Origin of the sequence: Micromonospora sp. NBC_00858 (assembly GCF_045207365.1) — a bacterium.
GTDB lineage: Bacteria > Actinomycetota > Actinomycetes > Mycobacteriales > Micromonosporaceae > Micromonospora.
In genome coordinates this window covers 4,594,997-4,618,333 of the sequence record NZ_CP108828.1, presented here as the reverse complement: position 1 = coordinate 4,618,333, position 23,337 = coordinate 4,594,997, and the positions used below count along the sequence as shown (strand labels likewise).

The 23,337-nt window shown below is 73.2% G+C and carries 20 protein-coding genes; 13 read left to right on the top strand and 7 right to left on the bottom strand.

Annotated elements, in window-relative coordinates:
• Positions 1 to 6: 6 nt before the first annotated feature.
• The gene (locus OG990_RS21440) at positions 7 to 1,623 is read right to left on the bottom strand and encodes an RNA polymerase sigma factor (protein WP_386989452.1); all 1,617 of its coding nucleotides are present in this window, start codon (positions 1,621 to 1,623) and stop codon (positions 7 to 9) included.
• A gap of 289 nt (positions 1,624 to 1,912) precedes the next feature.
• Between OG990_RS21440 and OG990_RS21435 the strand changes: the two genes are divergently transcribed.
• Positions 1,913 to 2,734 (top strand): inositol monophosphatase family protein, encoded by an 822-nt coding sequence (locus OG990_RS21435; protein ID WP_406076956.1) that lies wholly within the window; start codon positions 1,913 to 1,915, stop codon positions 2,732 to 2,734.
• Positions 2,735 to 2,860: 126 nt separating this feature from the next.
• Here the strand turns inward: OG990_RS21435 and OG990_RS21430 are convergent, their stop codons facing one another.
• On the bottom strand, positions 2,861 to 3,379 hold the full coding sequence (locus OG990_RS21430) for a LytR C-terminal domain-containing protein (RefSeq protein WP_328426379.1): 519 nt from the start codon (positions 3,377 to 3,379) through the stop codon (positions 2,861 to 2,863).
• Positions 3,380 to 3,814: 435 nt separating this feature from the next.
• Between OG990_RS21430 and OG990_RS21425 the strand changes: the two genes are divergently transcribed.
• Both OG990_RS21425 and OG990_RS21420 read left to right on the top strand, forming a co-directional pair.
• Positions 3,815 to 4,111 (top strand): DUF4193 domain-containing protein, encoded by a 297-nt coding sequence (locus tag OG990_RS21425; RefSeq protein WP_007075406.1) that lies wholly within the window; start codon positions 3,815 to 3,817, stop codon positions 4,109 to 4,111.
• A gap of 120 nt (positions 4,112 to 4,231) precedes the next feature.
• The gene (locus tag OG990_RS21420; RefSeq protein ID WP_406076955.1) at positions 4,232 to 5,032 is read left to right on the top strand and encodes a hypothetical protein; all 801 of its coding nucleotides are present in this window, start codon (positions 4,232 to 4,234) and stop codon (positions 5,030 to 5,032) included.
• 48 nt (positions 5,033 to 5,080) lie between these two features.
• Here OG990_RS21420 and OG990_RS21415 read toward each other — a convergent pair whose 3' ends face one another.
• On the bottom strand, positions 5,081 to 5,614 hold the full coding sequence (locus OG990_RS21415; RefSeq protein ID WP_386989446.1) for a DUF3093 domain-containing protein: 534 nt from the start codon (positions 5,612 to 5,614) through the stop codon (positions 5,081 to 5,083).
• A gap of 83 nt (positions 5,615 to 5,697) precedes the next feature.
• On the opposite strand from OG990_RS21415, the gene dut reads away from it, so the two are divergent.
• The 4 genes from dut to OG990_RS21395 all read left to right on the top strand — a co-directional run bounded on the left by dut (position 5,698) and on the right by OG990_RS21395 (position 8,135).
• Positions 5,698 to 6,234, top strand: coding sequence for a dUTP diphosphatase (dut, locus tag OG990_RS21410; protein ID WP_355608402.1), 537 nt, complete (start codon positions 5,698 to 5,700; stop codon positions 6,232 to 6,234).
• A gap of 25 nt (positions 6,235 to 6,259) precedes the next feature.
• On the top strand, positions 6,260 to 6,931 hold the full coding sequence (locus tag OG990_RS21405; protein ID WP_355608404.1) for a DUF3710 domain-containing protein: 672 nt from the start codon (positions 6,260 to 6,262) through the stop codon (positions 6,929 to 6,931).
• Positions 6,932 to 7,045: 114 nt separating this feature from the next.
• A complete protein-coding gene (locus OG990_RS21400) occupies positions 7,046 to 7,426 on the top strand; it encodes an OB-fold nucleic acid binding domain-containing protein (RefSeq protein WP_328424899.1) in 381 nt (126 codons plus the stop codon).
• 25 nt (positions 7,427 to 7,451) lie between these two features.
• Positions 7,452 to 8,135 carry a DUF3159 domain-containing protein gene (locus OG990_RS21395; protein WP_355608407.1) on the top strand — a complete coding sequence of 228 codons (684 nt, stop codon included), beginning with the start codon at positions 7,452 to 7,454 and terminating at the stop codon, positions 8,133 to 8,135.
• A 13-nt stretch (positions 8,136 to 8,148) separates the two neighbouring features.
• Here OG990_RS21395 and OG990_RS21390 read toward each other — a convergent pair whose 3' ends face one another.
• On the bottom strand, positions 8,149 to 8,838 hold the full coding sequence (locus OG990_RS21390) for a TrkA family potassium uptake protein (RefSeq protein ID WP_328424903.1): 690 nt from the start codon (positions 8,836 to 8,838) through the stop codon (positions 8,149 to 8,151).
• 3 nt (positions 8,839 to 8,841) lie between these two features.
• A complete protein-coding gene (locus OG990_RS21385) occupies positions 8,842 to 9,507 on the bottom strand; it encodes a potassium channel family protein (RefSeq protein ID WP_406076954.1) in 666 nt (221 codons plus the stop codon).
• 162 nt (positions 9,508 to 9,669) lie between these two features.
• Between OG990_RS21385 and OG990_RS21380 the strand changes: the two genes are divergently transcribed.
• From OG990_RS21380 to dxs, 4 genes are all read left to right on the top strand, one after another.
• A complete protein-coding gene (locus OG990_RS21380; protein ID WP_328424907.1) occupies positions 9,670 to 11,763 on the top strand; it encodes an APC family permease in 2,094 nt (697 codons plus the stop codon).
• A complete protein-coding gene (locus tag OG990_RS21375; protein ID WP_355608414.1) occupies positions 11,756 to 13,027 on the top strand; it encodes a TRAM domain-containing protein in 1,272 nt (423 codons plus the stop codon). Before OG990_RS21380 ends, OG990_RS21375 begins: the two co-directional genes overlap by 8 nt.
• A gap of 17 nt (positions 13,028 to 13,044) precedes the next feature.
• Positions 13,045 to 14,214, top strand: coding sequence for an anhydro-N-acetylmuramic acid kinase (locus OG990_RS21370; RefSeq protein ID WP_406076953.1), 1,170 nt, complete (start codon positions 13,045 to 13,047; stop codon positions 14,212 to 14,214).
• Between the two features lie 128 nt (positions 14,215 to 14,342).
• Positions 14,343 to 16,289, top strand: coding sequence for a 1-deoxy-D-xylulose-5-phosphate synthase (gene dxs, locus OG990_RS21365; protein ID WP_328424913.1), 1,947 nt, complete (start codon positions 14,343 to 14,345; stop codon positions 16,287 to 16,289).
• Positions 16,290 to 16,342: 53 nt separating this feature from the next.
• Here dxs and OG990_RS21360 read toward each other — a convergent pair whose 3' ends face one another.
• On the bottom strand, positions 16,343 to 17,536 hold the full coding sequence (locus OG990_RS21360; RefSeq protein WP_386989432.1) for a hypothetical protein: 1,194 nt from the start codon (positions 17,534 to 17,536) through the stop codon (positions 16,343 to 16,345).
• Between the two features lie 381 nt (positions 17,537 to 17,917).
• On the opposite strand from OG990_RS21360, the gene OG990_RS21355 reads away from it, so the two are divergent.
• Positions 17,918 to 19,633 (top strand): hypothetical protein, encoded by a 1,716-nt coding sequence (locus OG990_RS21355; protein ID WP_406081838.1) that lies wholly within the window; start codon positions 17,918 to 17,920, stop codon positions 19,631 to 19,633.
• Entirely contained in the window at positions 19,633 to 21,420 is a 1,788-nt protein-coding gene (locus OG990_RS21350; RefSeq protein WP_406076952.1) for a hypothetical protein, read from the top strand. Before OG990_RS21355 ends, OG990_RS21350 begins: the two co-directional genes overlap by 1 nt.
• Here the strand turns inward: OG990_RS21350 and OG990_RS21345 are convergent.
• Complete coding sequence (locus OG990_RS21345; protein ID WP_406076951.1) at positions 21,417 to 23,282, bottom strand: hypothetical protein; 1,866 nt, start codon at positions 23,280 to 23,282, stop codon at positions 21,417 to 21,419. The genes OG990_RS21350 and OG990_RS21345 overlap by 4 nt on opposite strands.
• Positions 23,283 to 23,337: the final 55 nt, after the last annotated feature.

Genomic DNA, 23,337 nt, shown 5'->3' with positions numbered 1-23,337 from the left:
ACCTGCTCAGTCCAGGTAATCCCGGAGGACCTGCGACCGGGACGGGTGACGCAGTTTGGACATCGTCTTGGACTCGATCTGCCGGATCCGCTCCCGGGTCACCCCGTAGACCTGGCCGATCTCGTCCAGCGTCCGCGGCTGGCCGTCGGTCAGGCCGAAGCGCAAACGCACCACACCCGCCTCACGCTCGGAGAGCGTCTGCAGCACCTGCTGGAGCTGGTCCTGCAGGAGCGAGAACGAGACGGCGTCGACCGCGACCACGGCCTCGGAATCCTCGATGAAGTCACCGAGCTGGCTGTCGCCCTCGTCGCCGATGGTCTGGTCCAGCGAGATGGGCTCCCGGGCGTACTGCTGGATCTCCAGCACCTTCTCCGGCGTGATGTCCATCTCTTTGGCCAGCTCCTCCGGAGTGGGCTCGCGGCCCAGATCCTGGAGCAGCTCGCGCTGTATGCGGCCGAGCTTGTTGATGACCTCGACCATGTGCACCGGGATGCGGATGGTGCGGGCCTGGTCGGCCATCGCGCGGGTGATCGCCTGGCGGATCCACCAGGTGGCGTAGGTGGAGAACTTGTAGCCCTTGGTGTAGTCGAACTTCTCCACCGCGCGGATCAGGCCGAGGTTGCCCTCCTGGATCAGGTCCAGGAAAGCCATCCCGCGCCCCGTGTACCGCTTGGCCAGCGAGACCACCAGGCGGAGGTTCGCCTCCAGCAGGTGGTTCTTGGCCCGCTCACCGTCGCGGGAGATCCAGCCCAGGTCGCGGACCATCTCCCGGCTGAGCTTCTCCTCGCCCTCGTCGGCCGCGCGCAGCCGCTCGGCGGCGTAGAGCCCGGCCTCGATCCGCTTGGCCAGCTCCACCTCCTGCTCGGCGTTGAGCAGCGGGACCTTGCCGATCTGCTTGAGGTATGCACGGACCGAGTCGGCGGAGGCGGTCAGCTCGGCGTCCCGCCGGGCCTGCTTGAGCGCCTCGGACTCCTCGTCGTCCCACTCGAAGTCGTTGTCGGTGGCCGAGGCGGCGGCGTCGGTCTCGGCGGCCTGGGCCAGCTCGGCCGGCTCCTCGACCACCACGTCCTCGATCGTGGCGGCGAGCTCCTCCGGGTCGATCTCACCCTCGGCGCCCTCGCCCTTGGCCTTGCCGCCGGCCTTGGCCGGCTTGGCGCCAGCGGCCGCGGCGACCGTCGCCTTGGTGGCCCGGGTCGACCTGGTCGCCTTCGCCGGCGTCGCCGCCGCTGCGGCGACCTCGGCGGTGCCGCCGGTGGCCTTGCGCGCGGCCACCTTCCGCGGAGCCGGCGCCGATGGCGCCTCGTCTGCGGCGGGCGCCTGCTTCGGCGCCGGCGCGACGGCCTTCTTGGTGGTCTTGGCGGTGGTGGCCCGGGACGCCGGCGTGGTCGAGCGGGCCGCGGCGACCCGGCGGCGGGTGCTCGCCGAGCCGTCCACCACCACGGTCACTCCCGCCTCGGAGAGCGCCCGCAGAATCTTCTTGGCCTGGGCCGGAGTCACCTCGGCGGACTCGACGGTGCGCGCGAGCTGGGCCGACGTGAGCTGACCACCGGCGCTCTGCGCGTGGGCGATCAGGGTGTCGGTGAGCGAGCGAACGTCGGCGCCGGTCTGGCGGGGTTCTGTCACGAATGACCTTCCGGAGGCGAAGAGCGGGTACGGCCGGGTCGTCCGGCACAGCGTGGGGCAACAGGCCGGGCGATGTGGTTGAGGGGCCCCCGTGTCACGGGCCGGCCGGTGGTCGGCGGTCCGTGGCGCGTGGGCAGGGGTGAATTGTAACGCCGTCTGCGGCGATCATCCTGCGCCGCACGGCGTAACGGCGGTTGGGGACCGCCAATTCGGCGCAGATGTGGACTTTGTAAGGATGATACTCGCGCGTGGCCCGGAACGCCCCGGTCGTGCGGGAAGGGGACCTGGGATGGACCGTTCGGTGCCGTCAGCGCAGGAATTGTTGGCGATCGCGGTCGACGTGGCGCGGGACGCCGCGGCCACCGCGTACCGGATGCGGGTCGAGGGTGTTTCGGTTGCGGCGACCAAGAGCACGGTAACCGACGTGGTCACCGCGGCGGACCGGGCGGTGGAGCGGCAGGTGCTCGACGCGCTGCACCGGCGGCGGCCGGGTGACGCGGTGCTCGGCGAGGAGTACGGCACGGGGGACACCGGGCCGGTCGGTCCGGGCGGCGTGCGATGGATCATCGATCCGATCGACGGCACCGTCAATTACCTCTACGGGCTGCCGTACAGCGCCGTGTCGCTCGCCGCCGAGGTGGACGGGGTGGTGGTCGCCGGTGTGGTGCGCAACGTGAACACCGGCGAGGAGTGGACCGCCACGGCCGGCGGCGGCGCCTGGCGCGACGGCGTCCGGTTGCGCTGCTCCGGCGAGACCGACCTCGGGCAGGCGCTGGTCGGCACCGGCTTCGGCTACGACGCCGGCCGCCGGGCGCACCAGGCCCGGGTAGTGGCTGGGCTGATCGCCCACGTGCGGGACATCCGCCGGCTCGGTGCCGCCGCGCTGGACCTCTGCCTGGTCGCGGAGGGGCGGTTGGACGCGTACTTCGAGAAGGGCCTCGCCGCCTGGGACCTGGCGGCCGGCGGCCTGGTGGCCGCCGAGGCGGGCGTGCGGGTCAGCGGCCTGGACGGTCGCCCGCCCGGCCCGGACCTGGTGGTCGCGGCCCCGGCGGCGCTCTTCGCGCCGCTGCACGGCCGGCTGGCCGCCCTGGACGCCGCCGGCGGCCCCTGACCGGGTACCCGGACGGACGGCGCGCCAAGGCCCCGGTGCCGGCCGTCGGGCCGGCGGGGACGCCGGGCGCGAGGTGATGGACGGGCGCGTGGTGGTGGACGGGTCAGCGCCCGCCGACGTACGCGATCACTTCTTCTTGACTGGGGCCGGGCAGGAGCCCTTGGGCGCCACCGGGGCGCCCAGGTCACCGAGGGACTGGTTCACCTCGGTGGTCGTGGCGAGCTGCTGGAAGCGGTTGCCCAGCACCACGTCGACCGTGTCGCCCTTGCGCTTCTCGTCGTAGGCCGGTTCGGCGTTGTTGAGGAAGTACGCCTGCAGCAGGTGAGCGGAGCCGACGCCCTCGGGGCCGTACCGCAGCACGGCCACCTCGTCGATCCCCTTGGGCGCGTTGCCGACCTTCTGGACCTGGAACTTGCGGTTGCGGAAGTCGTCCGCGACGCTGCCGGCCCGGCCGGCCTCGTCAGTCGCGTTCAACACGTTGATCTTGACGTCCTTGGTTTCGCGCAGGGTGACGTCGGCCAGTGGCCAGCCATCCGGGCAACCCTTGGCCGTGCCCGCCGTGCCCTGCGTGTCGCGGATCAGGGCAGTGACCACGAAAGCCAGGGCCAGCACCCCGAGCAGGCCGACGACGACGAGTGCTCGCACTCGCGCAAAACTCATCTGGGCGCTCCCGGGACCTCAGGTGGGTGGCGGCGGCCGCCAACGATCGCAGTGACCCGCCGGCCGTCGAATACGCCGCTGAGGTTAACGGTTGTCCGGCCGTCGCGTGGAAACAGTCCGACATGCCGGCGCGCCGACCGCGAACCGGGTACTACTACCCCTATCTTCGTGTCGCCTGAATCACATTGGGAACAACTTCGCGTGCAGGGGCGTACATCTCAGCCACGAGGGCGGTATACATGCCTCGCCCAAAGGGGGGGTAAGGTTCCGCGCTCGCAGGGGAGTCGCCCCAGCGGGCTCGACCCGTTCGGTCCCCGGGTCGGGTGCCCGACACAACTGGTGGCCGGCCAGCGGAACCGAAACAGCGTCGTCCGGCGTTACAACCGGAAGCGACAACATCGATATGGGAGAGTGAAACCGATGGCCACCGACTACGACGCCCCGCGTCGCGACGAGGTCGACCTCGGCGAGGACAGCCTGGAAGAGCTCAAGGCCCGGCGCGTCGACTCGCAGTCCGGCGCGGTGGACGTCGACGAGGCCGAGGTAGCCGAGAGCTTCGAGCTGCCCGGTGCCGATCTGGCCGACGAGGAGCTCACGGTCAAGGTGCTACCGATGCAGCAGGACGAGTTCCGGTGCGCCCGCTGCTTCCTGGTACACCACCGCAGCCAGCTGGCGGTCGAGCGTAACGGCGAGCTGATCTGCCGCGAGTGCGTCTGACACTCACGACACCAGCGGCGGCCTCCTGATCGGGGCCGCCGCTGCCGGTGTAGGCGTGCGGCACCTGTGGGTACCTGCTTGACTCGTAGCGGGTAGCCAGAGCACCGGGAGGTTCGACCCATGAGCGATCGAGGCGACACCACCACCGGCGGCGGCGCGGACGACCTCGGCGCCACGGTCGCGGCGTTGACCGCGGACGACATCGAGCCCGCCCAGCGCCGTCAACTGCTCACCCGGATGGTCGGGCAGGCCCGCGTCCGTGGGATCGCCGACCTGTTCAAGCCCCGCGCCGCCGTGCGCTGGATGGTCGACACCGTCGCCGAGATCGCCCCGCACATACCGTTGCGGGACCTGGCCACCCTGCGTCAGCACTTCCCCGGGTTGGATGACGACGCCCTGGCCGAGCGGTTGATCCGCAACGCGGCCCGGACCACCGCCGCGGTCGGCGCGGCCGGCGGGGGAGTCGCCGCCGTCGAGTGGACGGTCGCCCCGACCCTGCTCTCCGCGCCGGTGCTGCTCGCCGCCGAGACGGTCGCCGTGGTGGCGGTGGAGCTGAAGCTGGTCGGTGAGCTGCACGAGGTCTACGGCGTGCCGCTGGCGGACAGCGGCAACCAGCGGACGGTCGCCCTGGTGCACTCCTGGGCCACCCAACGCGGGGTCAATCCGATGGTGCCCGGCGTGGGTGTCGGCGCGGTGCTCGGCACCGCCGCCCGCAAGGAGCTGCGGGACACGCTGCTCCGGCGCTTCGGGCGCAACCTCACCACGCTCGGGCCGTTCCTCACCGGCGCCGCGGTGGCCAGCTTCCTCAACCGCCGGGCCACCCGGCAGATGGCCGACCAGCTCCAGGCCGACCTGCGCCGGCGTGGCATCGCCCGTCCGGCCCCGCCGCAGGCCCTCCCGGGCCCGCCTACCGGCACCTGAGCGGGCCACGCACGTCGGCGCTGGTGGAAGCCGCTGCCGCCGGTGCGGTCAGCCCGGCTCGCCGGCCGGGTGGTCGACGGGCGATCGGGCGTCCCGCGCGGTCAGCAGCGCCTCGGCCAGCTCCACCGGATGCCGGGTGCTCACCACCCAGAACGGGGTCGGATCGGCCGGGTCGTCGAGCACCACCTGCACGGCACCGCCGATCCACGGCCGCTGCACCACGAAGGCGAGCGGGTCCGCGCCCACGCCGAGCACCTCACGGCGGCCGGCCGCGTCCAGCGGCACCACGTCGGCCACGAAGCGCACCGGCAGCCGGGCGTCGTCCACCCGTAGCTCGGAGTCGGCGACCGCGACCCGGATCCGGCCCAGCCACCACAGCCCGGCCGCGGCGGCCGGCAGCAGCACCGCGAACGGCAGCCAGGTGCGGACGCCGCTGGCGCCCATCCAGATCTCGACAGCCAGCAGCGCGGCGGCCAGGAGCCCGACCAGCCACAGCCACCAGGGCAGATCCAGCCGTTCGGCGTAGGCCGTGCGGGCCGCGACCGGCGACTGATCGGTGGACGGAGAGGGCGACATGCTCACTCCTGCGAGGGTACGGCGCACGGCGGCCCGGGTAACCGGCAGGATGGCAGGGTCACCCGATGAACCGGACGAAGAGGGGACCCGTGACCGACGTCGTACCCGTGCCCGTACGCCTGCTCGATGCCGAGCTGCCGCTGCCCGCGTACTCCCATCCCGGCGACGCCGGGGCCGACCTGGTGGCGGCCGCGGACGTGGAGCTGCCGCCCGGCGGCCGTGCTCTGGTGCCCACCGGCGTGGCCATTGCACTGCCGGAGGGGTATGTGGGCCTGGTCCACCCCCGCTCCGGTCTGGCGGCCAGGCTCGGCGTGACGGTGCTCAACGCGCCCGGTACGGTCGACGCCGGCTACCGGGGTGAGATCCTGGTCAACCTGATCAATCATGATCGGGAAACGCCGGCGAAGATCTCCCGGGGCGACCGGATCGCCCAGCTCGTGGTCCAGCGGGTCGCACGGGCGCGGTTCGAGCCGGTGGCCGAGCTGCCCGGGTCCCGACGCGGCACCGGCGGGCACGGCTCCACCGGCGGGCACGCCGGGCTGGTGCCGTCGCCAGCGGGTCAGGACCGGGTCGAGCAGCGGCGGGACGAGCCGGGCCGAGGGTGGACGGAAGAGGTGGCAGGGTGAGTGTGAACAGCGGAGGGTGGGCGCAGTGATCTTCTCCCGAAAGCGGGCCGGTGCCGGACGGCACACCCGCGACGAGCGGACCACCGAGGTCGGCGGCCAGGGGGTCGAGGAGTCGACGCCGGCGCTGGAACGCGGCCCGTACGACGTCTCCGAGGTCAACGACGACGTACAGCGCCTCGACCTGGGCAGCCTGCGCATCCCGGCGATCGCCGAGGTGGAGGTGCGGGTGCAGGCCGACCCGCAGGGCGTGATCCAGCAGGTGGTGCTGGTGCACGGGGAGAACGCGCTGCAGCTCGGCGTCTTCGCCGCCCCCCGGTCCGAGGGGATCTGGGACGAGGTGCGCGAGGAGATCCGCCAGTCGCTGCTCCGCGACGGTGCCACCGCCCAGGAGGTCGACGGCGAGTACGGCCCCGAGCTGCACGCTCAGGTGAGCACCCCGGACGGCCCGACGAACCTGCGGTTCGTCGGTGTCGACGGGCCGCGCTGGATGGTCCGCGGCGTGTTCCAGGGCCCGGTGGCCACCGACCCGGCCAGTGCCGGTCCGCTCGCCGAGTGCCTGGACGGCCTGGTGGTCGACCGGGGCCAGGAGGCGAAGCCGGTCCGTGAGCCGCTGCCGCTGCGTCTGCCCCAGGAGATCGCCGACCAGGCCGGAGCCGAGGCCGAGGGCGCCTCCGCCGCCGAGCCCCGCCAGGTCTGATCCACGCGCACCGGCCCGCCGGAACCGGCCCCGTCGGCGTACGCTGGCGGCACGGTTCCGGCGTTGCCGGTGCCGGCCGGGGACGGTGAGCGTGGAGAGGGTGACGCGGAGGTCATGACGACCGACGAGAGCAGGGTGTCGCTGCGGCGCATCCTGCAAAGGTTCACCGCCAGCGAGGCCGAGATCGACGCGCAGGAGCTGCGTCGGGAGAGCGCCGAGTGCGGCAGCGTCCCGGCCCAGCAGTGCTCCCGGGGTCAGGTGGTCTCGGTCGCCGGCCGGTTGCGCACCGTGGTCTACACGCCGCGGACCAACCTGCCCACCCTGGAAGCCGACCTGTACGACGGCAGCGACGTGGTCACCCTGGTCTGGCTGGGCCGGCGGCACATCGCCGGGATCGAGCCGGGGCGGCACCTGACCGCGCGCGGCCGGGTGGCGATGCGCGACGACCGCAAGGTCATCTACAACCCGTACTACGAGCTGGACTCGCCGAAGTGACGGCGCTGCGGACGGAAGGTCGGCGATGACCACGGGACAGCACCGGGCGGCACAGCCGGAGACCGGCCCTCCGGACGACGAGCGACTCCCCACGATCGCCGAGCAGATGGCCGACCAGCTCGGCGGCTGGCGAGGGCTGGTCGAGTCCAGCATCCCGGTGGTGGTCTTCGTGGTCGCCAACATCATCGGCGAGCTGCGGCCCGCGGTGATCGCCTCGATGGCCGTCGCGCTGCTCATCGCCGGGCTGCGGCTGGCCCAGCGCCGGCCGATCCGGCACGCGGTCAACGGGCTCTTCGGCGTCGGCATCGGTGCTGCCATCGCCTGGCGTACCGGCGACGAACGGGATTTCTACCTTCCCGGCATCCTCTACGGCATCGGCTACGGCATCGCCCTGCTGATCTCGGCGGCCATCCGGCAGCCGCTGGTGGGCTGGATCTGGTCGGTGCTGGTGGCCAAGGGTCGCGCGGAGTGGCGGGACGACCCGAAGCTGGTGCGCACCTTCACCCAGCTGACCGTGCTCTGGGGCGTGGTGTGGCTGGCCAAGGTGGGCGTGCAGGCCGGGCTCTACCTCGCCCATCAGGACACCGCGCTGGGCGTGGCCCGGCTGGCGCTGGGCTACCCGCCGTACGCGCTGCTGCTGTTGATCACGGTCTGGACGGTGCGCCGGGTCACCCGGGAGCCGCAACCGACCCCGCTGCCCGGCGCCTGAGCGCCCCCGCGGCTCAGCGTGAGCCGCGGGTCCGTTCGACGCTGTCCGGCCCGAGGATCACCGCGCGGACCTGGTCCTCCACCTCGGCGGTGCAGACGAAGACCAACTCGTCGCCGGCCTCGATCGGGTCGTCCGGGCTGGGCACCAGGACCCGCTTGCCGCGCAGGATCGCCACCAGAGCGGCGTCGCGGGGCAGCGGCACGGCGTGGATCGGCTGACCGACGTACGGCGCGGTCGGCGGCAGCGTGATCTCGACCAGGTTCGCCTCGCCCTGCCGGAAGGTCATCAGCCGGACCAGGTCGCCGACGGTGACCGCCTCCTCGACCAGCGCGGCCATCACCCGCGGCTTGCTCACCGCGACGTCCACGCCCCATTGCTCGGTGAACAGCCACTCGTTCTCGGCCCGGTTGACCCGGGCGACCACGCGGGGCACCGCGAACTCGGTCTTGGCGAGCAGCGACACCACCAGGTTGACCTTGTCATCGCCGGTCGCCGCGACCACCACGTCGCAGCCGGCGACGTTGGCCTCCTCCAGGCTGGCCAGCTCGCAGGCGTCGGCCAGCACCCACTCGGCGGACGGCACCCGCTCCGGGCGCAGCATCTTCGGCTGGCGCTCGATCAGCATCACCTGGTGGCCGTTCTCGATCAACTCCTGGGCGATCGAGCGACCCACGTTGCCGGCGCCCGCGATGGCGATCCGCATGGCTCAGTGCCCCCCTTCCGGCGGTGTCGCCGCCACCGACGTGACCGTCGCCACGATGTCGTCGCTGACCAGCATGAAGACCTGGTCACCCTCCTGCACGACGGTGGAGGCGGTGGGCAGCGTGCCGATGCCGAAGCGGATCAGGTAGGCCACCCGTGCCCCGGTCGCCTCCTCCAGCGTGTGTACCGGCCGGCCGATCCAGTCCTTGTGCACCGGGACCTCGACGATCGACACCGTGCTCGTGGGGTCGCGGAAGATCTCCACGTTGCCCTCCGGCACCAGGTGCCGCAGCATCCGGTCGGCCGTCCAGCGCACGGTCGCCACGGTGGGGATGCCCAGCCGCTCGTAGACCTGCGCCCGGCGCTGGTCGTAGATGCGTGCCGCGACCCGGGACACGCCGAACGTCTCCCGGGCCAGCCGGGCGGAGATGATGTTGGAGTTGTCTCCGCTGGACACGGCCGCGAAGGCGTCCGCCCGCTCGATGCCGGCCTGCCGCAGGACGTCGCCGTCGAAGCCCGCCCCGGTCACCGTGATCCCGGCGAAGTCGGGGCCGAGCCGACGGAAGGCGTCGGCGTCCTGGTCGATCACCGCCACCGAGTGCCCCCGGGACTCCAGGCTGTGGGCGAGGGTCGACCCGACCCGGCCACATCCCATGATCACGACGTGCACGCTGTCCCTCCCAAGGTGCGTACCGCTCCCGCTTCCGGTGGCCTTCGGTGCGAGCCTGCCACGTCCGGGTCGACAGCGGGGACCGACCGTACCCCGTGGCCTCGGCCAGCCGTGATCGCCCACCCCCGCACTCTTGCCGTGGTGGTCGTAGTCTTGGCGTTCGTGGCCAGTCCCACCTCGCTGCTGAAGCGGCTGCTCGTCGGTCGACCGTTCCGGTCCGACCGGCTGCAGCACACCCTCCTGCCGAAGCGCATCGCGCTGCCCGTGTTCGCCTCCGACGCGCTGTCCAGCGTCGCGTACGCGCCTGACGAGATCCTTCTGACCCTCTCCATCGCCGGAGCCTCCGCGTACGTCTTCTCGCCTTGGATCGCGCTGGCGGTGGTCGTGGTCATGCTGACCGTGGTCGCCAGCTACCGGCAGAACGTGCATGCCTACCCCTCCGGTGGCGGGGACTACGAGGTGGCCACGGTCAACCTCGGCCCGAAGTTCGGCGTCGGCGTGGCCAGCGCCCTGCTGGTCGACTACGTGCTCACGGTGGCGGTGTCGGTCTCCTCCGGCGTGGCCAACCTCGGCTCGGTGGTGCCGTTCGTGGCCACCCACAAGGTCATGATCGCGGTGGCGGCGGTGGTGCTGCTGAGCGCGGTGAACCTGCGCGGCCTGCGCGAATCGGGCACCGCGTTCGCCATCCCCACCTACGGCTTCGTGATCGTGATGGGCGGGATGCTGCTCACCGGGCTGGTCCGGGTCTTCGTACTGGGCGACGAACTCCGCGCGCCGAGCGCCGATCTGGTGATCCAGGCCGAGCACAGCGTGACCGGTTTCGCGCTGATCTTCCTGCTGCTGCGGACGTTCAGCTCGGGCGCCGCCGCGCTCACCGGAGTCGAGGCGATCTCCAACGGGGTGCCGGCGTTCAAGGCGCCGAAGAGCCGCAACGCCGCCACCACCCTGCTGCTGCTCGGCACCATCTCGGTGAGCATGCTGGTCGGGATCATCTGGCTGGCCCGGCTGACCCACCTGCAGTTCGTCGAGGACCCGGCCCTCCAGATCGTCTCCGGCCCCGAGGGGTACGTGCAGAAGACCGTCACCACCCAGCTCGGCGAGACGGTCTTCGGCTCCGGGTCGATCCTGCTCTACGTGGTGGCCGGGGTGACCGCCCTGATCCTGTTCCTGGCCGCGAACACCGCGTTCAACGGCTTCCCGGTGCTCGGCTCGATCCTCGCGCAGGACCGTTACCTGCCCCGGCAGTTCCACACCCGGGGCGACCGGCTGGCGTTCTCCAACGGCATCGTCTTCCTCGCCGTCTTCGCGATCGTGCTGATCGTCGGCTTCCAGGCCGAGGTGACCCGGCTCATCCAGCTCTACATCGTCGGGGTCTTCGTCTCGTTCACCGTCTCCCAGGCCGGCATGATCCGGCACTGGAACCGGCACCTGCGGACCGAGCGGGATCCCGAGGCGCGCCGCCGGATGCACCGGTCCCGGGCCATCAACACGTTCGGCATGGGCCTGACCGGCACGGTGCTGGTGATCGTGCTGGTCACCAAGTTCCTGCTCGGCGCCTGGATCGCGATCGCCGCGATGGCGGTGATCTACGTGTTGATGCTGGGCATCCGCCGGCACTACGACCGGGTCGCCCAGGAGTTGACCCCGCCGGACGAGGGTCGCGCCGTGCTGCCCGCCCGTAACCACGCGATCGTGCTGGTCAGCAAGCTGCACCAGCCGACCCTGCGGGCCATCGCGTACGCCCGGGCCACCCGGCCGGACACGCTGACCGCGGTGACGGTCAACGTGGACGACAAGGACACCCGGGACCTGCAGGCCGAGTGGGAGCGGCGGGAGATGGCCATCCCGCTCACCGTGATCGACTCGCCGTACCGGGAGATCACCCGGCCGATTCTGGACTTCGTCGCCTCCACCCGCCGCAAGTCACCCCGGGACGTGGTCACCGTCTTCATCCCGGAGTACGTGGTCGGACGCTGGTGGGAGAACCTGCTGCACAACCAGAGCGCGCTGCGCCTCAAGGGCCGCCTGCTCTTCGAACCGGGGGTGATGGTGGTCAGCGTTCCGTGGCAGCTCGCCTCGACCGCGAGCAAGAACCTGGACCGGTTGGACGCCACGCTTTCCCGGACCCCGGCGCGCGGCCCACGGGTGGCCCCGCGCGGCACCCTGCCGCCGGTGGTCTCCGCGCCGGCAGGCGAGAGCGGACCGGTCGACGGCGGGCCGGTCGACAGCGGGCCGGTCGGGACCGGCCGTGACTGAGCCGGACGTGCGGGCCGTGACACCTCCGCCGCCGAAGAGTGGGCTGGCCGAGGCGGAGCTGGTCGAGCTGACCGTTGACGCGATCGCCCCCGGCGGGCACTGCGTGGCCCGGGTGGACGGGCAGGTGGTCTTCGTCCGGCACGCGCTGCCCGGCGAACGGGTGATCGCCGAGGTCACCGAGGTGCACCGGGGGTTCGTCCGGGCCGACGCGGTCACCGTGCTGGAAGCCTCCCCGGACCGGGTCGAGCCGCCCTGCCCGTACGCGAAGCCGGGCGCCTGCGGCGGCTGCGACCTGCAACACGTGGCCCCGGACGCGCAGCTGGCGTGGAAGGCCGCCGTGGTGCGCGAGCAGCTTGTCCGCCTCGGCGGGCTGACCGACGCCGAGCTGGACCAGCTCGGCGTCCGGGTCGAGGCGCTGCCCGGCGGGCTGCTGGGCTGGCGCTCCCGGGTCCGCTACGCGGTGGACGCCGCGGACCGGGCCGGCCTGCTCAAGCACCGCTCGCACGAGGTGGTGCCGATCGACCGCTGCCGCATCGCCCACCCCGCCATCCAGCACCTGCCGGTGCTCACGCCGACCGGCGCGCTCTGGCCGGCCGCCGAGGCGGTGGAGACCGTCGCCAGCACCGGCGGGGACGTGACCGTCGCGGAGGTCCGCGACGGGGTGGCCACCCCGGTGAGCGGGCCGACCGTGGTCCGCGAGGTGGCCGCCGGGCGGGACTGGACGCTGCCCGCGTCCGCCTTCTGGCAGGTGCACCCGGCCGCTGCGGACACCCTGTCCACGGCCGTGCTGGAACTGCTCGACCCGCGACCGGGTGAGCTGGCGTGGGACCTCTACGGCGGTGCCGGGCTGTTCGCCGCCGGGCTGGCCGCCCGGGTCGGTGCGACCGGCCGGGTGACCCTGGTGGAGGCGGCGCCGCAGGGCGTCGCCGCCGCCCGGGAGAACCTGGCCGACCTGCCCCGGGTCGAGGTGGTGTCGGCCCGGGTGGAGACCGCGCTGGCCCGCCGACGGATCACCGGCCCGGTCGACGTGGTGGTGCTCGACCCACCGCGCGCCGGAGCGGGCGCCCCGGTGGTCCGCGCGCTGGCCGCCGCCGGCCCACGGGCGATCGCGTACGTGGCCTGCGACCCGGCCGCCTTCGCAAGAGACGTGCGCACGTTCGCCGAGCTCGGTTGGCGGCTGACCGCGCTGCGCGGCTTCGACCTGTTCCCGATGACCCAGCACGTCGAGTGCGTCGGGCTGCTCCTCCCGCCGGCCGGGCACTAGCAGGGGAGCCGTCCTCCATGCGGATCGTCGGGTTGATGTCCGGAACGTCGTACGACGGGGTGGACGTGGTGGCGGCGGAGTTCACCGCCGAGGGGGACACCCTGTGGCTGCGTCCGCTGGGGCACCGCGGCCTGGACTACGACGAGCGGCTGCGCGCCGAGATCGCCGCGCTGCTGCCGCCGGCGGCCACCACCATCGAGGCGGTCTGCCGGCTCGACAACCGCCTCGGCGACGTCTTCGCCGAGGCGGCGGCGGTCGGCCTGGAGTTGGCCGGCGGGCGGGCCGACGTGGTGGTCTTACCCGGGCAGACGGTCTTCCACTGGGTCGCCGACGGGGTGGCCCGGGGCACCCTGCAACTGGGCGCGGTCGCCCGGGTGGCCGCCCGGGTGGGCGTACCGGTGCTCAGCGACCTGCGCTCGGCGGACATCGCCGCCGGCGGGCAGGGCGCGCCGCTGGTGCCGGCCTTCGACGCGTTGCTGCTGGACCCGGCCGACGGCGCCGCCGCGCCGCGCGCGGCGCTGAACCTCGGCGGCATCGCCAACCTCACCGTGGTCGCGCCGGGGGCGCCGGTGCTCGGGTACGACGTGGGCCCGGCCAACGCCCTGCTGGACGCGGCGGCCCGGCGCTTCCTGGACCGGCCGTGTGACCTCGACGGCGCCCGCGCGGCGGCCGGCCGGGTGCATCCGGGCCTGCTCGCCGAGCTGCTGGCCGAGCCGTACTACGCGGCGGCGCCGCCGAAGTCCACCGGCAAGGAGTTGTTCCACGCCGGCTACCTGGACCGGCGGCTGGCCGCGCTCGGTGAGCCGGTGCCGGTGGACGACCTGCTGGCCACGCTGACCGAACTGACCGCGCGGGTGGTGGCTGCCGAGTGCGACCGGCACCACGTGGTCGAGGTGGTCGCCGCGGGCGGTGGTGTGCGCAACCCCACCCTGCTGGGTCGGCTCGCGGCGCTGGGCGCCGGCCGGTGGCGGCTGCGGGGCACCGAGGAGCTGGGTGTGCCCGCGCAGGCCAAGGAGGCGTACGCCTTCGCGTTGCTCGGCTGGCTGTCCTGGCACGGGCTACCCGGGTCGATCCCGTCGGTGACCGGCGCCACCCGGGGTGTGGTGCTCGGCTCCTGGACCCCGGCGGGGCCGGCGTACCCCGGCACCCCGGCCGACCCGCCGCGCCGGCTGCGAATCCGGTCCTGACCAGGCACGTGGCCGATCGCTGCGGGCCGGGCCGGCCGGGGTCTGACCAGGCGCTCAGCTGGCGGGCGTGGGTGTACCGGCCTCGGCCCGGGCTGCGGAGTACCGGAGGGCCGATAGACTCTCCGGTCATGAGTGTTGAAGAGGACACGGCCAACCACGGCCGGCTGCTGGCGACGGTGCGCGGTCCGCAGGACGTCAAGCGGATGTCCGGCGAGGAGCTGGACGTCCTCGCCGCCGAGATCCGGGACTTCCTGATCGCCAAGGTCTCCCGTACCGGCGGGCACGTCGGTCCCAACCTCGGTGTGGTCGAGCTGACGCTGGCCATGCACCGCGTCTTCGACTCCCCCCGGGACCGGCTCCTGTTCGACACCGGCCACCAGTCGTACGTGCACAAGATCCTCACCGGGCGGCAGGCCGGCTTCGACAAGCTCCGCCAGCGCGGTGGCCTCTCCGGCTACCCCAGCCAGGCGGAGAGCGAGCACGACCTGATCGAGAACTCGCACGCCTCCACCGCCCTCTCCTACGCCGATGGCCTGGCCAAGGCGTACGCCCTGCGGGGCGAGGCGCGCAGCGTGGTGGCCGTGGTCGGCGACGGCGCGCTCACCGGCGGCATGTGCTGGGAGGCGCTGAACAACATCGCCACCGCCGGCAACCCGCTGGTGATCGTGGTCAACGACAACGGCCGCTCGTACGCCCCGACCATCGGCGGGCTGGCCGACCACCTCTCCTCGCTGCGGCTCAACCCGGGCTACGAGAAGGTCCTCGACACGGTCAAGGACGCCCTCGGCTCCACGCCGCTGGTCGGCCGGCCGATGTACGAGGTGCTGCACGCGGTCAAGAAGGGCATCAAGGACGCGGTCGCCCCGCAGGCCATGTTCGAGGACCTCGGCATCAAGTACGTCGGCCCGGTGGACGGGCACGACGTGGCGGCGGTCGAGTCGGCACTGCGCGCGGCGAAGAACTTCGGCGGCCCGGTGATCGTGCACGCGGTCACCCGCAAGGGCTACGGCTACCGCCCGGCCGAGGAGGACGAGGCGGACTGCCTGCACGGCCCCGGCAGCGCCTTCGACGTGGAGACCGGCGCGCTGCTGGCCGCCCCCTCGGTGAAGTGGACCCACGTCTTCGCCGACGAGCTGCTGGCCGTCGCCGACGAGCGGCCGGACGTGGTGGGCATCACCGCCGCGATGGCCGAGCCGACCGGCATCGCCAAGCTGGCCCGCAAGTACCCCGAGCGGGTGTACGACGTGGGCATCGCCGAGCAGCACGCCGCCACCTCGGCGGCCGGGCTGGCGCTGGGCGGCCTGCACCCGGTGGTCGCGGTCTACGCCACCTTCCTCAACCGCGCCTTCGACCAGGTCCTGCTGGATGTGGCGATGCACAAGCTGCCGGTGACCTTCGTGCTGGACCGGGCCGGCATCACCGGCCCGGACGGCCCCAGCCACTACGGCATCTGGGACATGTCGGTCTTCGGCGTGGTGCCCGGGCTCCGGATCGCCGCTCCTCGGGACGCCGCCACGCTGCGCGAGGAGCTGCGCGAGGCGGTGGCTGTCGACGACGGCCCGACCGTGGTGCGCTTCCCGACCGGCGCGGTCGCCGCGGACCTGCCGGCGCTGCGCCGGGTCGGCCCGGTCGACGTGCTGGCCGAGTCGGCCCGCACCGACGTGCTGCTGGTCGCCGTCGGCTCCTTCGGCCACCTGGGCATGGAGGTGGCCGCCCGGGTCGCCGAGCAGGGCTACGGGGTCACCGTGGTCGACCCCCGGTGGGTCCGCCCGATCCCGGCCGAGCTGGTCGAGCTGGCCGCCGGTCACCGGCTCGTGGTCAGCGTCGAGGACGGCGTCCGGGTCGGTGGCGTGGGCGACGCGCTCGGCCAGGCGATGCGCGACGCCGATGTCCGCGTGCCGCTCAGGGATCTGGGCGTACCGGCTGACTGGCACCCGCACGGCACCCGCGCGCAGATCCTCGCCGACCTGCGCCTGACCGCCCAGGACGTGGCCCGCGACGTCACCGGCTGGATCTCCGGCCTGGACGGCACCCCGGTCCAGCTGACGGCAACCGACGCCCCGGCCCAGAACTGACCCCTGCGCGACGGCGGGCGTCCCCTCCGGGGGCGCCCGCCGTCGCCGTGTAATCAGCGGGGGGTTATCGAGCGGTAGTGAGTCTTGTCGGTGCCGGCGAGGCTGAACGTCTGGGTGCGGGGTGGTTCGGGGACGACCACCAGGCCGGGGCGTTCGACCAGCACTGGGGTGCCCGGCGGGACGGAGAGTGAGCTGTCCCGGGTGGCCCGCCAACTGAGTACCACCAGCGGCTGGCCGGGCACCGGCAGTTCGTACGTCTGCAGAGGGGTGGCCCGGTCGGCCGGCGAGACCACCGGCGCGCTCCCGTCGGCAGGGCGGTAGACCACCGCCGTCATCGTGCCGGCATCAGTGTCCCAGCTGAGCTGCTGCAACTCGGCGGCCTCGCCGCCGCCCAGGGCGACCTCGCCGAGCGAGCGGACCGTGAGCTTCGCCATCGGCCAGGACGTCGGCACCGAGCGCGGCGCGTCCCGGTCGCCGATCCGGCGCGGAATGCTGCCGAACGGACCCCGGTCGCCGGCCAGCACACAGGTGTCCAGGCCGGTGAGCGCCCGCCGGCCGGTGCCGGACTCGTCCCGCACCAGCGGATAGCGCGGATCGGCGGTGCCGGTGCCCAGGTCGAGCAGCCGGTCGGCGGCTCGGCCCCGGGGCAGCGACTCGGTGGCCCGCAGGGTCGCGGTGACCGGGACCGCCGTGCAGGCCGGCACGTCGACCGGAGCGCTGAGGCCGTCGGCGACGGTCAGCGCCCGGCCCTGCGGCCCGAGCAGCTTCTGCACTCGGGCGGACACCAGGTAGCGCCGGCCGCCAGCGGTCTGCACCGGCAGCACGTCGGAGTAGACCAGGTAGCCGGGGTCGGTGTACTCGGTGGCGCGGGTCACCGCGTACCGGTCGCCGTCGCGGGTGAGTTGCAGCAGCCAGGAGGCGCTCTCGCCGGGCACGTCGGCGGCGACCAGGGCAACCGGGGTGCCGTCGATCCGGCCGGAGAAGAGAATGCCGGACGAGGGCAGGTGCGCCCGGTCGTCGACCGGCGACCGCCAGTCGCGTACCACGTCGGTGACGGCCGCCGTCACCGCGGCGTCGGCGGCCAGGTCACCCCGGGGCGGCCACACCGCCAGCGAGCCGTCCAGGCTGTCATAGCCGACCCGCAGGTCTTGTGGCTTCCGGTCGGCGACCGGACCGCACGCGGTGCCGGCCAGCAGCGCACCGAGCAGGACGGCGAGTGTCCAGCCGTACCGGCGGCCTGGCATCACCTGATCCGCCCTCCGATCGCCTCGCAGTCGCTGTCGGAAAGCGCCATAGTACGAGATGTCCGACGCGACGCCTCCGGTGGCCGCCGGTCCACCCACCACAATGGACCTCACCGGGGCTTTAGTGCCCTTTCGAGCCTCGGGTAGACTCCGCCGACTGTGACGCCTGCCGAGTCCCGCGCCCTGTCCGCGCCGCACCCGGAGGCGGCGGCCGGCCCCGACGAGACAGTGAGCCATCGCACTCCGGCCTCCGCGCCGACCGCCACGCTGACTGCAGCGCCGACCGCCACGCCGGTCACAGTGCCGGTTGAGTCCGGGGCGGACGACCGAGCGGAGCCAACCGTCGGGACGTGGCGGCGTCGGTGGACGCGGCGGCGGCAGGACCTGGCCGTGGGCGGGTTGTTCCTGCTCGCCGCGGTCTGGGTGACCAGCCGGATCTGGCTGGACCCCGCCGGGCGGGCGGCGTCGCTCTACACCGGCGACCCGGCCCAGGTGCAGTTCTTCCTCGCCCACTCGGTACGCGTGGTGCTGCACGGGGAGTACCCGTTCTACACCGAGCAGTTCAACTACCCCGACGGCGTCAACCTGATGGCCAACACGGCCGTGTTGGCGCTGGGCATCCCGATGGTGCCGGTGACCCTGCTCTTCGGGCCTGCGGTGTCCTTCGTGGTGCTGGTCACGCTCGGCCTCGCCGGCACCGCGATGGCCTGGTACGTCATGCTCTCCCGGCACCTGGTGCGTACCCCGCTGGCGGCGGCGGCCGGCGCGTGGTTCTGCGGGTTCTCCCCGGCGATGCTCTCGCACGCCAGTTGGCATCCGAACATCATCAGCCAATTCCTGCTGCCGTTCATCGTCTGGCGGGTGCTGGTGCTCACCCGGTCCCGCCGGCCGGTACGCGACGGGATGCTGCTGGCGCTGCTGGTCACCGCGCAGGCGTTCATCAACGAGGAGATCCTGCTCTTCACGGCGATGGCCTGCGGGATCTTCCTGCTCGCGGTGCTCGTCCAGGAGCCAGCCCGCTGGCGGGCGGCGTGGCGACCGCTGGGCGCCGGCCTGGCAGCCTGTGCGCTGCTGGCCGGGGCGCTGCTGGCGTACCCGCTGTACGTGCAGTTCGCCGGGCCGATGGCGTACCACGGGCTCAGCGACGCGGTGCAGGACTACGGCAACGACATCGCCGCCTTCTTCGCCCCCGGCTCGCCCACCCTCGGCGGCAACCAGCGGGCCAACGTCAACCTGTCGCCGAACTACTCCGAGGAGAACGCCTTCTTCGGTTGGAGCCTGTCGCTGCTGGCCGTCGGCGTCGTGGTCTGGCTGCGGCGGAATCTGGTCGTCCGGGCGCTCGCGGCAACCGGCGTGTTCTTCGCCGTGCTCTCCCTCGGTGAGCGGATCTCCTGGTGGGACCGGGAGCTGGTCACCGGGCCCTGGCAGTTCCTGGTGCACCTGCCGCTGCTGGACGCCGTGGTGCCAACCCGGTTCGGTCTGATCACCAGCGTGGTGGTCGGTCTGCTGCTCGCGCTCGCCGTCGAGCGGGCCTGGGCGCTGCGTCCGGCCGACCGGCGCACCGTGCGGAAGCTGACCGTCGCCGGGCTGGCGTTCGCGCTTCTGCCGATCGCCCCGATGCCGCTGCGGATGATCTCCCGGCCGCCGGTGCCGGACTTCATCACCGCCGACCGCTGGCGGGCGTACGTCGGCCCGGACCAGACGCTGGTGCCGATCCCGGTGCCCAGCATGGGCAACACGCACGGCATGCGCTGGGCGGCGGCCACCAATCTCGACTTCAAGATCCCCGGCGGCTACTTCCTCGCCCCCCGCAACGGCAACACCGGTGACCCTGGCCGGTTCGGCGGCCGGCCGAGCGGGGTGGGTCAGGTGCTGGAGGAGGTGGCGACCACCGGGCGCACGCCCAAGCTGGACGACCGGCAGCGCCGTCGCTTCACGGACGAACTGCGGCACTGGCGGGCGGCGATCCTGGTGCTGCCGGTCCGGCAGCAGAACGCCGAGCCGCTGCGGCGTACCGTCGAGGATCTGGTTGGTCCCGGCCGCCAGGAGCTGGACGTCTGGGTGTGGGACGTCCGGACACTGACCGACCGCTCGGTCTGATGACCACCGGGACGGCGTCCCCGGCGACGACGGTCCCGGCGACGCCAGACCGGCCGCGGCGGGCGTGGCTGCCGGACGCGCTGGTGGTGGCCGGCTATCTGGTTCTGGCCGTGCTGCTGACCAGCGGGCAGTGGCGCCACCCCGGGCGGTTGTTCCATCAGGCGGGCGACCAGGTCCTCTTCGAGTGGATGCTGGCCCACGCGGCCCACGCCGTGACCGAAGGGGAGAACCCGCTCTACAGCACCGCGTTGAACGCGCCGGACGGGGTCAACCTGATGGCGAACACCTCGGTGCTCGGCCTGGGTGTTCCGCTGACCCCGGTCACCCTGCTCTTCGGCTCGCAGGCGGCGTTCTGCGTGGCGGTCGTCTGCTGCCTCGCCGGCACCGCCACGGCCTGGTACGCGCTGCTGCGCGGCCGCCTGGTCACCGCCCGGTCCGCGGCGGCGGTCGGTGGGCTGATCTGCGGCTTCGCCCCCGGCATGATCGCCCAGGCCGGCGCACACCTGCACATGGCCGCCCAGTTCCTGGTGCCGGCGATCCTCGCCCTGGTGTTCCGGCCCGGGCCTGGTCCGGGCGGGGTGTGGCGGCCCGGCGTCGGCCTCGGCCTGCTGCTCGCCTGGCAGGTCTTCATCGGCGAGGAGGTGCTGGTCTTCCTGGCGCTCGCCGCCGGGGTGTTCGCGCTGGGCTACGCGCTCGCCGACCGGGTGGCGGCCCGGCGGCTCGCACCGGCACTGCTCGGCCGGCTCGGGGTGGCGGCCGTGGTGGCGGCGGCGCTGCTGGCGTACCCGCTGTGGTTCCAGTTCCGCGGCCCGCAGCACTACTCCGGGATGGCCTTCGCCGTGCACGGCTTCCAACTCGACGCGGCGTCGTTCACGGCATCGGCGCGGCAGACCGTGCTCGGCGACGACTGGCTGCCGGGGCTGCTCTCGCCGAACCCGACCGAGGAGAACTCGTTCTTCGGCCCCGGGCTGCTGGTGCTCGCCGTGGTGATCGTGATCTGGCTGTGGCGACGACCGCTGGTCCGTGCGCTGGCCGGCTGCGGCCTGATCTTCGCCCTGCTGTCGCTCGGCACCGAACTGCGGGTGGACGGCACGGCCACCGGCATCCCGGGGCCGTACCGGCTGGTCGCCGGGCTGCCGCTGCTGGACCTCGCGGTGCCGGCCCGGTTCGCGCTGGTGTGTGTGCCGGTGCTGGGCCTGCTGGTGGCGCTCTCCCTGGACCGGGTCCGGGCGGCGCGCGGGCCGTCGGCCGCACCGGGGCTGCCGGTACGGCTGCTCTGGACCGGCGCGGTGGCCGCCGCGCTGCTGCCCCTGGTCCCGACGCCGATCCGGGCGGTGCCCGTCGCGCCGGTGCCGGGGTTCGTCGCCGACGGAGGGTGGCGCCCGCTGGTGCCGCCGGGCCGGACCATCGTGGCGGTACCCCCGGTCACCGGTGCCGCGCTCAGCCCCGTGATGCTCTGGTCAGCCCGCACCGGGCTGGCGTTTCGCGCGCCGGGCGGGTACTTCATCGGCCCGAGCGGCCCGGACGACCCGGCGGCCCGCTGGGGAGCGCCGGACCGGCCGACCGCCGTCCTGCTGCGCCGGGTGGCCGAGACGGGCACGGTGCCGGTGCTCAACGACACCGACCGCCGGCAGGCCGTGGAGGATCTGCGGCACTGGCGGGCCGCGCTGGTGGTGCTCGGCCGGTTGCCGCACGGCGACCCGGTCCGCCGGACCGTCGAGGAGCTGCTCGGCCCGGGCCGACCGGTCGACGGCGGGTGGGTGTGGGACGTCCGGGACCGCGTCTAACCCACCAGCGTGCGGACGTCCCAGACCCAGACGTCGTCGACCCGTTGCGGCGGCCCGAGCAGGGCGGTGACCAGGTCGCGCAGCACCGCCTCACGCGGGTGCGCCCCGAGCACCACCACCGACGCGCGCCAGAACCGCAGGTCCTCGACGGCCTGACGGCGGTTCTCGTCGGTGAGCGCCGGCACCACGCCAGTGTCCATCGTGGAGTAGATGAGGCTGCTGGTCGGCCGGTTCGGCGCGCCGAAGACCCCCTCACCCACCTCGTTCGGGCCGATGAAGTAGCCGCCCGGGACCGGGAACTCCTGCCCGGTCAGCGCGCTCCAGCGCAGCGTCGGCAGGCCGTGCACGTTGCTGGGGATCGGCACCGGCACCAGGGTCCGGCCCGCCGGCACGTACGGCCGCCAGCCGCCGGCGGTGATGAAGTGCGGCGGCGGGTCCATCGGCTGGGCCGGCAGCGGCCGGGGGAAGAGCGGCAGCAGGGCGAGGGCCACTGCCGCGTACCCCACCGGGCGTAGCCACCGCCGGCGCGACGCAACCGGCGCGGGTGCGGTCGACTCACCGGACGTCGCCGGCTTCGGCTCGCCGGCGCGCGGTGCCGGCACCCGGGGTCGGTCGGCTAGCGGCCGGCCCTGACGGGCCGCCGCGTCGCAGGTCAGCGCGAGCAGCACGCCCACCGCGGCGGCGACCACCAGGCTCAACCGGGTCGGCATCATCATCTCGACCAGTGGCAGGTCGTCCGGGACGTACGACCACGGGCCGCGCACCTCGGTCTCCACGCCGTTGAAGCGCACCGTCGGCCCGATCGCGGCCACGGTGAAGACCACGATCAGCACCGCGACGATCCGGGCGGCCAGCGACCGGCGCACGAGCAGCACCAGGGCCACCACCGAGAGCAGCACCAAAGGCCAACCGAACCAGGTGTTCTGCTCGGTCAGCCCGATCGTCTTCTCCACCGCCGGGTCCCCGGCCCAGGTGTCCCGGGCGAAGGTGACGAAGGCGACCAGGTCTTCACCCCAGTTGTGGAAGACACCGCCCTGGAGGCCGCGGTACGACTGCGGGCCGTTGAACTGGAACCAGATCGGGTACGCCGCGAGCAGCAACGCCAGCCCGCCGCCGACGCCGAGCGCGGCCAGGAAGGGGCCGGCTGCGGCCCGTGCCGCCGCCGGTCGCTGCACGGCGTACGCCAGCACGACGACCAGGCAGGCCAGCGCCGTGAGCAGCAGCATCTCCTCGTTGATGAAGATCTGGTACGCCACCAGCACCCCGAGCACCAGCCCGTTGCGCCGCCACCGACCCGGCTCACCCAGCCGCAGCACCCGCACCACGATCAGCGGCAGCAGGAAGTTGGACACGAAGTTCGGCTGGCCGTTGGCGTGGTGGATGATCCCCGGCGCGAAGCCGAGGAACGCGCCGCCGACGAAGGCCGCGGCCCGGGAGCGCACCAGATGCCGGGACAGCATCCAGTACGAGGTGCCGGCGGTGGCCGCCAACGCCCCGCCCAGGTAGAGCGCGTACATCACCTGTGGACCGAGCAGCATGGTCAGCGGGGCCAGCGGCAGGGTCACCCCGAGCAGCGAGGTGTTGGCCATCATGTTCACCCCGTCCGGGGCGTTCTGACGGGCCGTGAACAGCGGGTTCTCCAGGTGCTGCACCGAGTACGCGCCGTGCGCGAACAGCCACTCGAACCAGCTGTGGTCGGTGGGCAGGTGGGAGGAGACCCGGCCCTGCACGTCCCCCCAGTAGTTGAGGCAGACGAACACGCCCAGCAGCACATAGGCTCCGAGGGCCAACAGGTCGGCGCGGACCGGGCGCCGTCGGGGCCGTCGCGTCGGTTCGGCCTCGGCCGGGTCGACGTCGGTCACGGGATTCAGCGAAGGGTCTACCACCGGCACAGCCACGACGCGCCATCGTACAGGC

Excerpts from the sequence above, each read along its gene's own strand:
- OG990_RS21435 (WP_406076956.1), top strand. The coding sequence starts at position 1,913 with ATGGACCGTTCGGTGCCGTCAGCGCAGGAATTGTTGGCGATCGCGGTC.
- OG990_RS21425 (WP_007075406.1), top strand. The coding sequence starts at position 3,815 with ATGGCCACCGACTACGACGCCCCGCGTCGCGACGAGGTCGACCTCGGC.
- OG990_RS21420 (WP_406076955.1), top strand. The coding sequence starts at position 4,232 with ATGAGCGATCGAGGCGACACCACCACCGGCGGCGGCGCGGACGACCTC.
- OG990_RS21400 (WP_328424899.1), top strand. The coding sequence starts at position 7,046 with ATGACGACCGACGAGAGCAGGGTGTCGCTGCGGCGCATCCTGCAAAGG.
- OG990_RS21395 (WP_355608407.1), top strand. The coding sequence starts at position 7,452 with ATGACCACGGGACAGCACCGGGCGGCACAGCCGGAGACCGGCCCTCCG.
- OG990_RS21390 (WP_328424903.1), bottom strand. The coding sequence starts at position 8,838 with ATGCGGATCGCCATCGCGGGCGCCGGCAACGTGGGTCGCTCGATCGCC.
- OG990_RS21370 (WP_406076953.1), top strand. The coding sequence starts at position 13,045 with ATGCGGATCGTCGGGTTGATGTCCGGAACGTCGTACGACGGGGTGGAC.
- dxs (WP_328424913.1), top strand. The coding sequence starts at position 14,343 with ATGAGTGTTGAAGAGGACACGGCCAACCACGGCCGGCTGCTGGCGACG.
- OG990_RS21350 (WP_406076952.1), top strand. The coding sequence starts at position 19,633 with ATGACCACCGGGACGGCGTCCCCGGCGACGACGGTCCCGGCGACGCCA.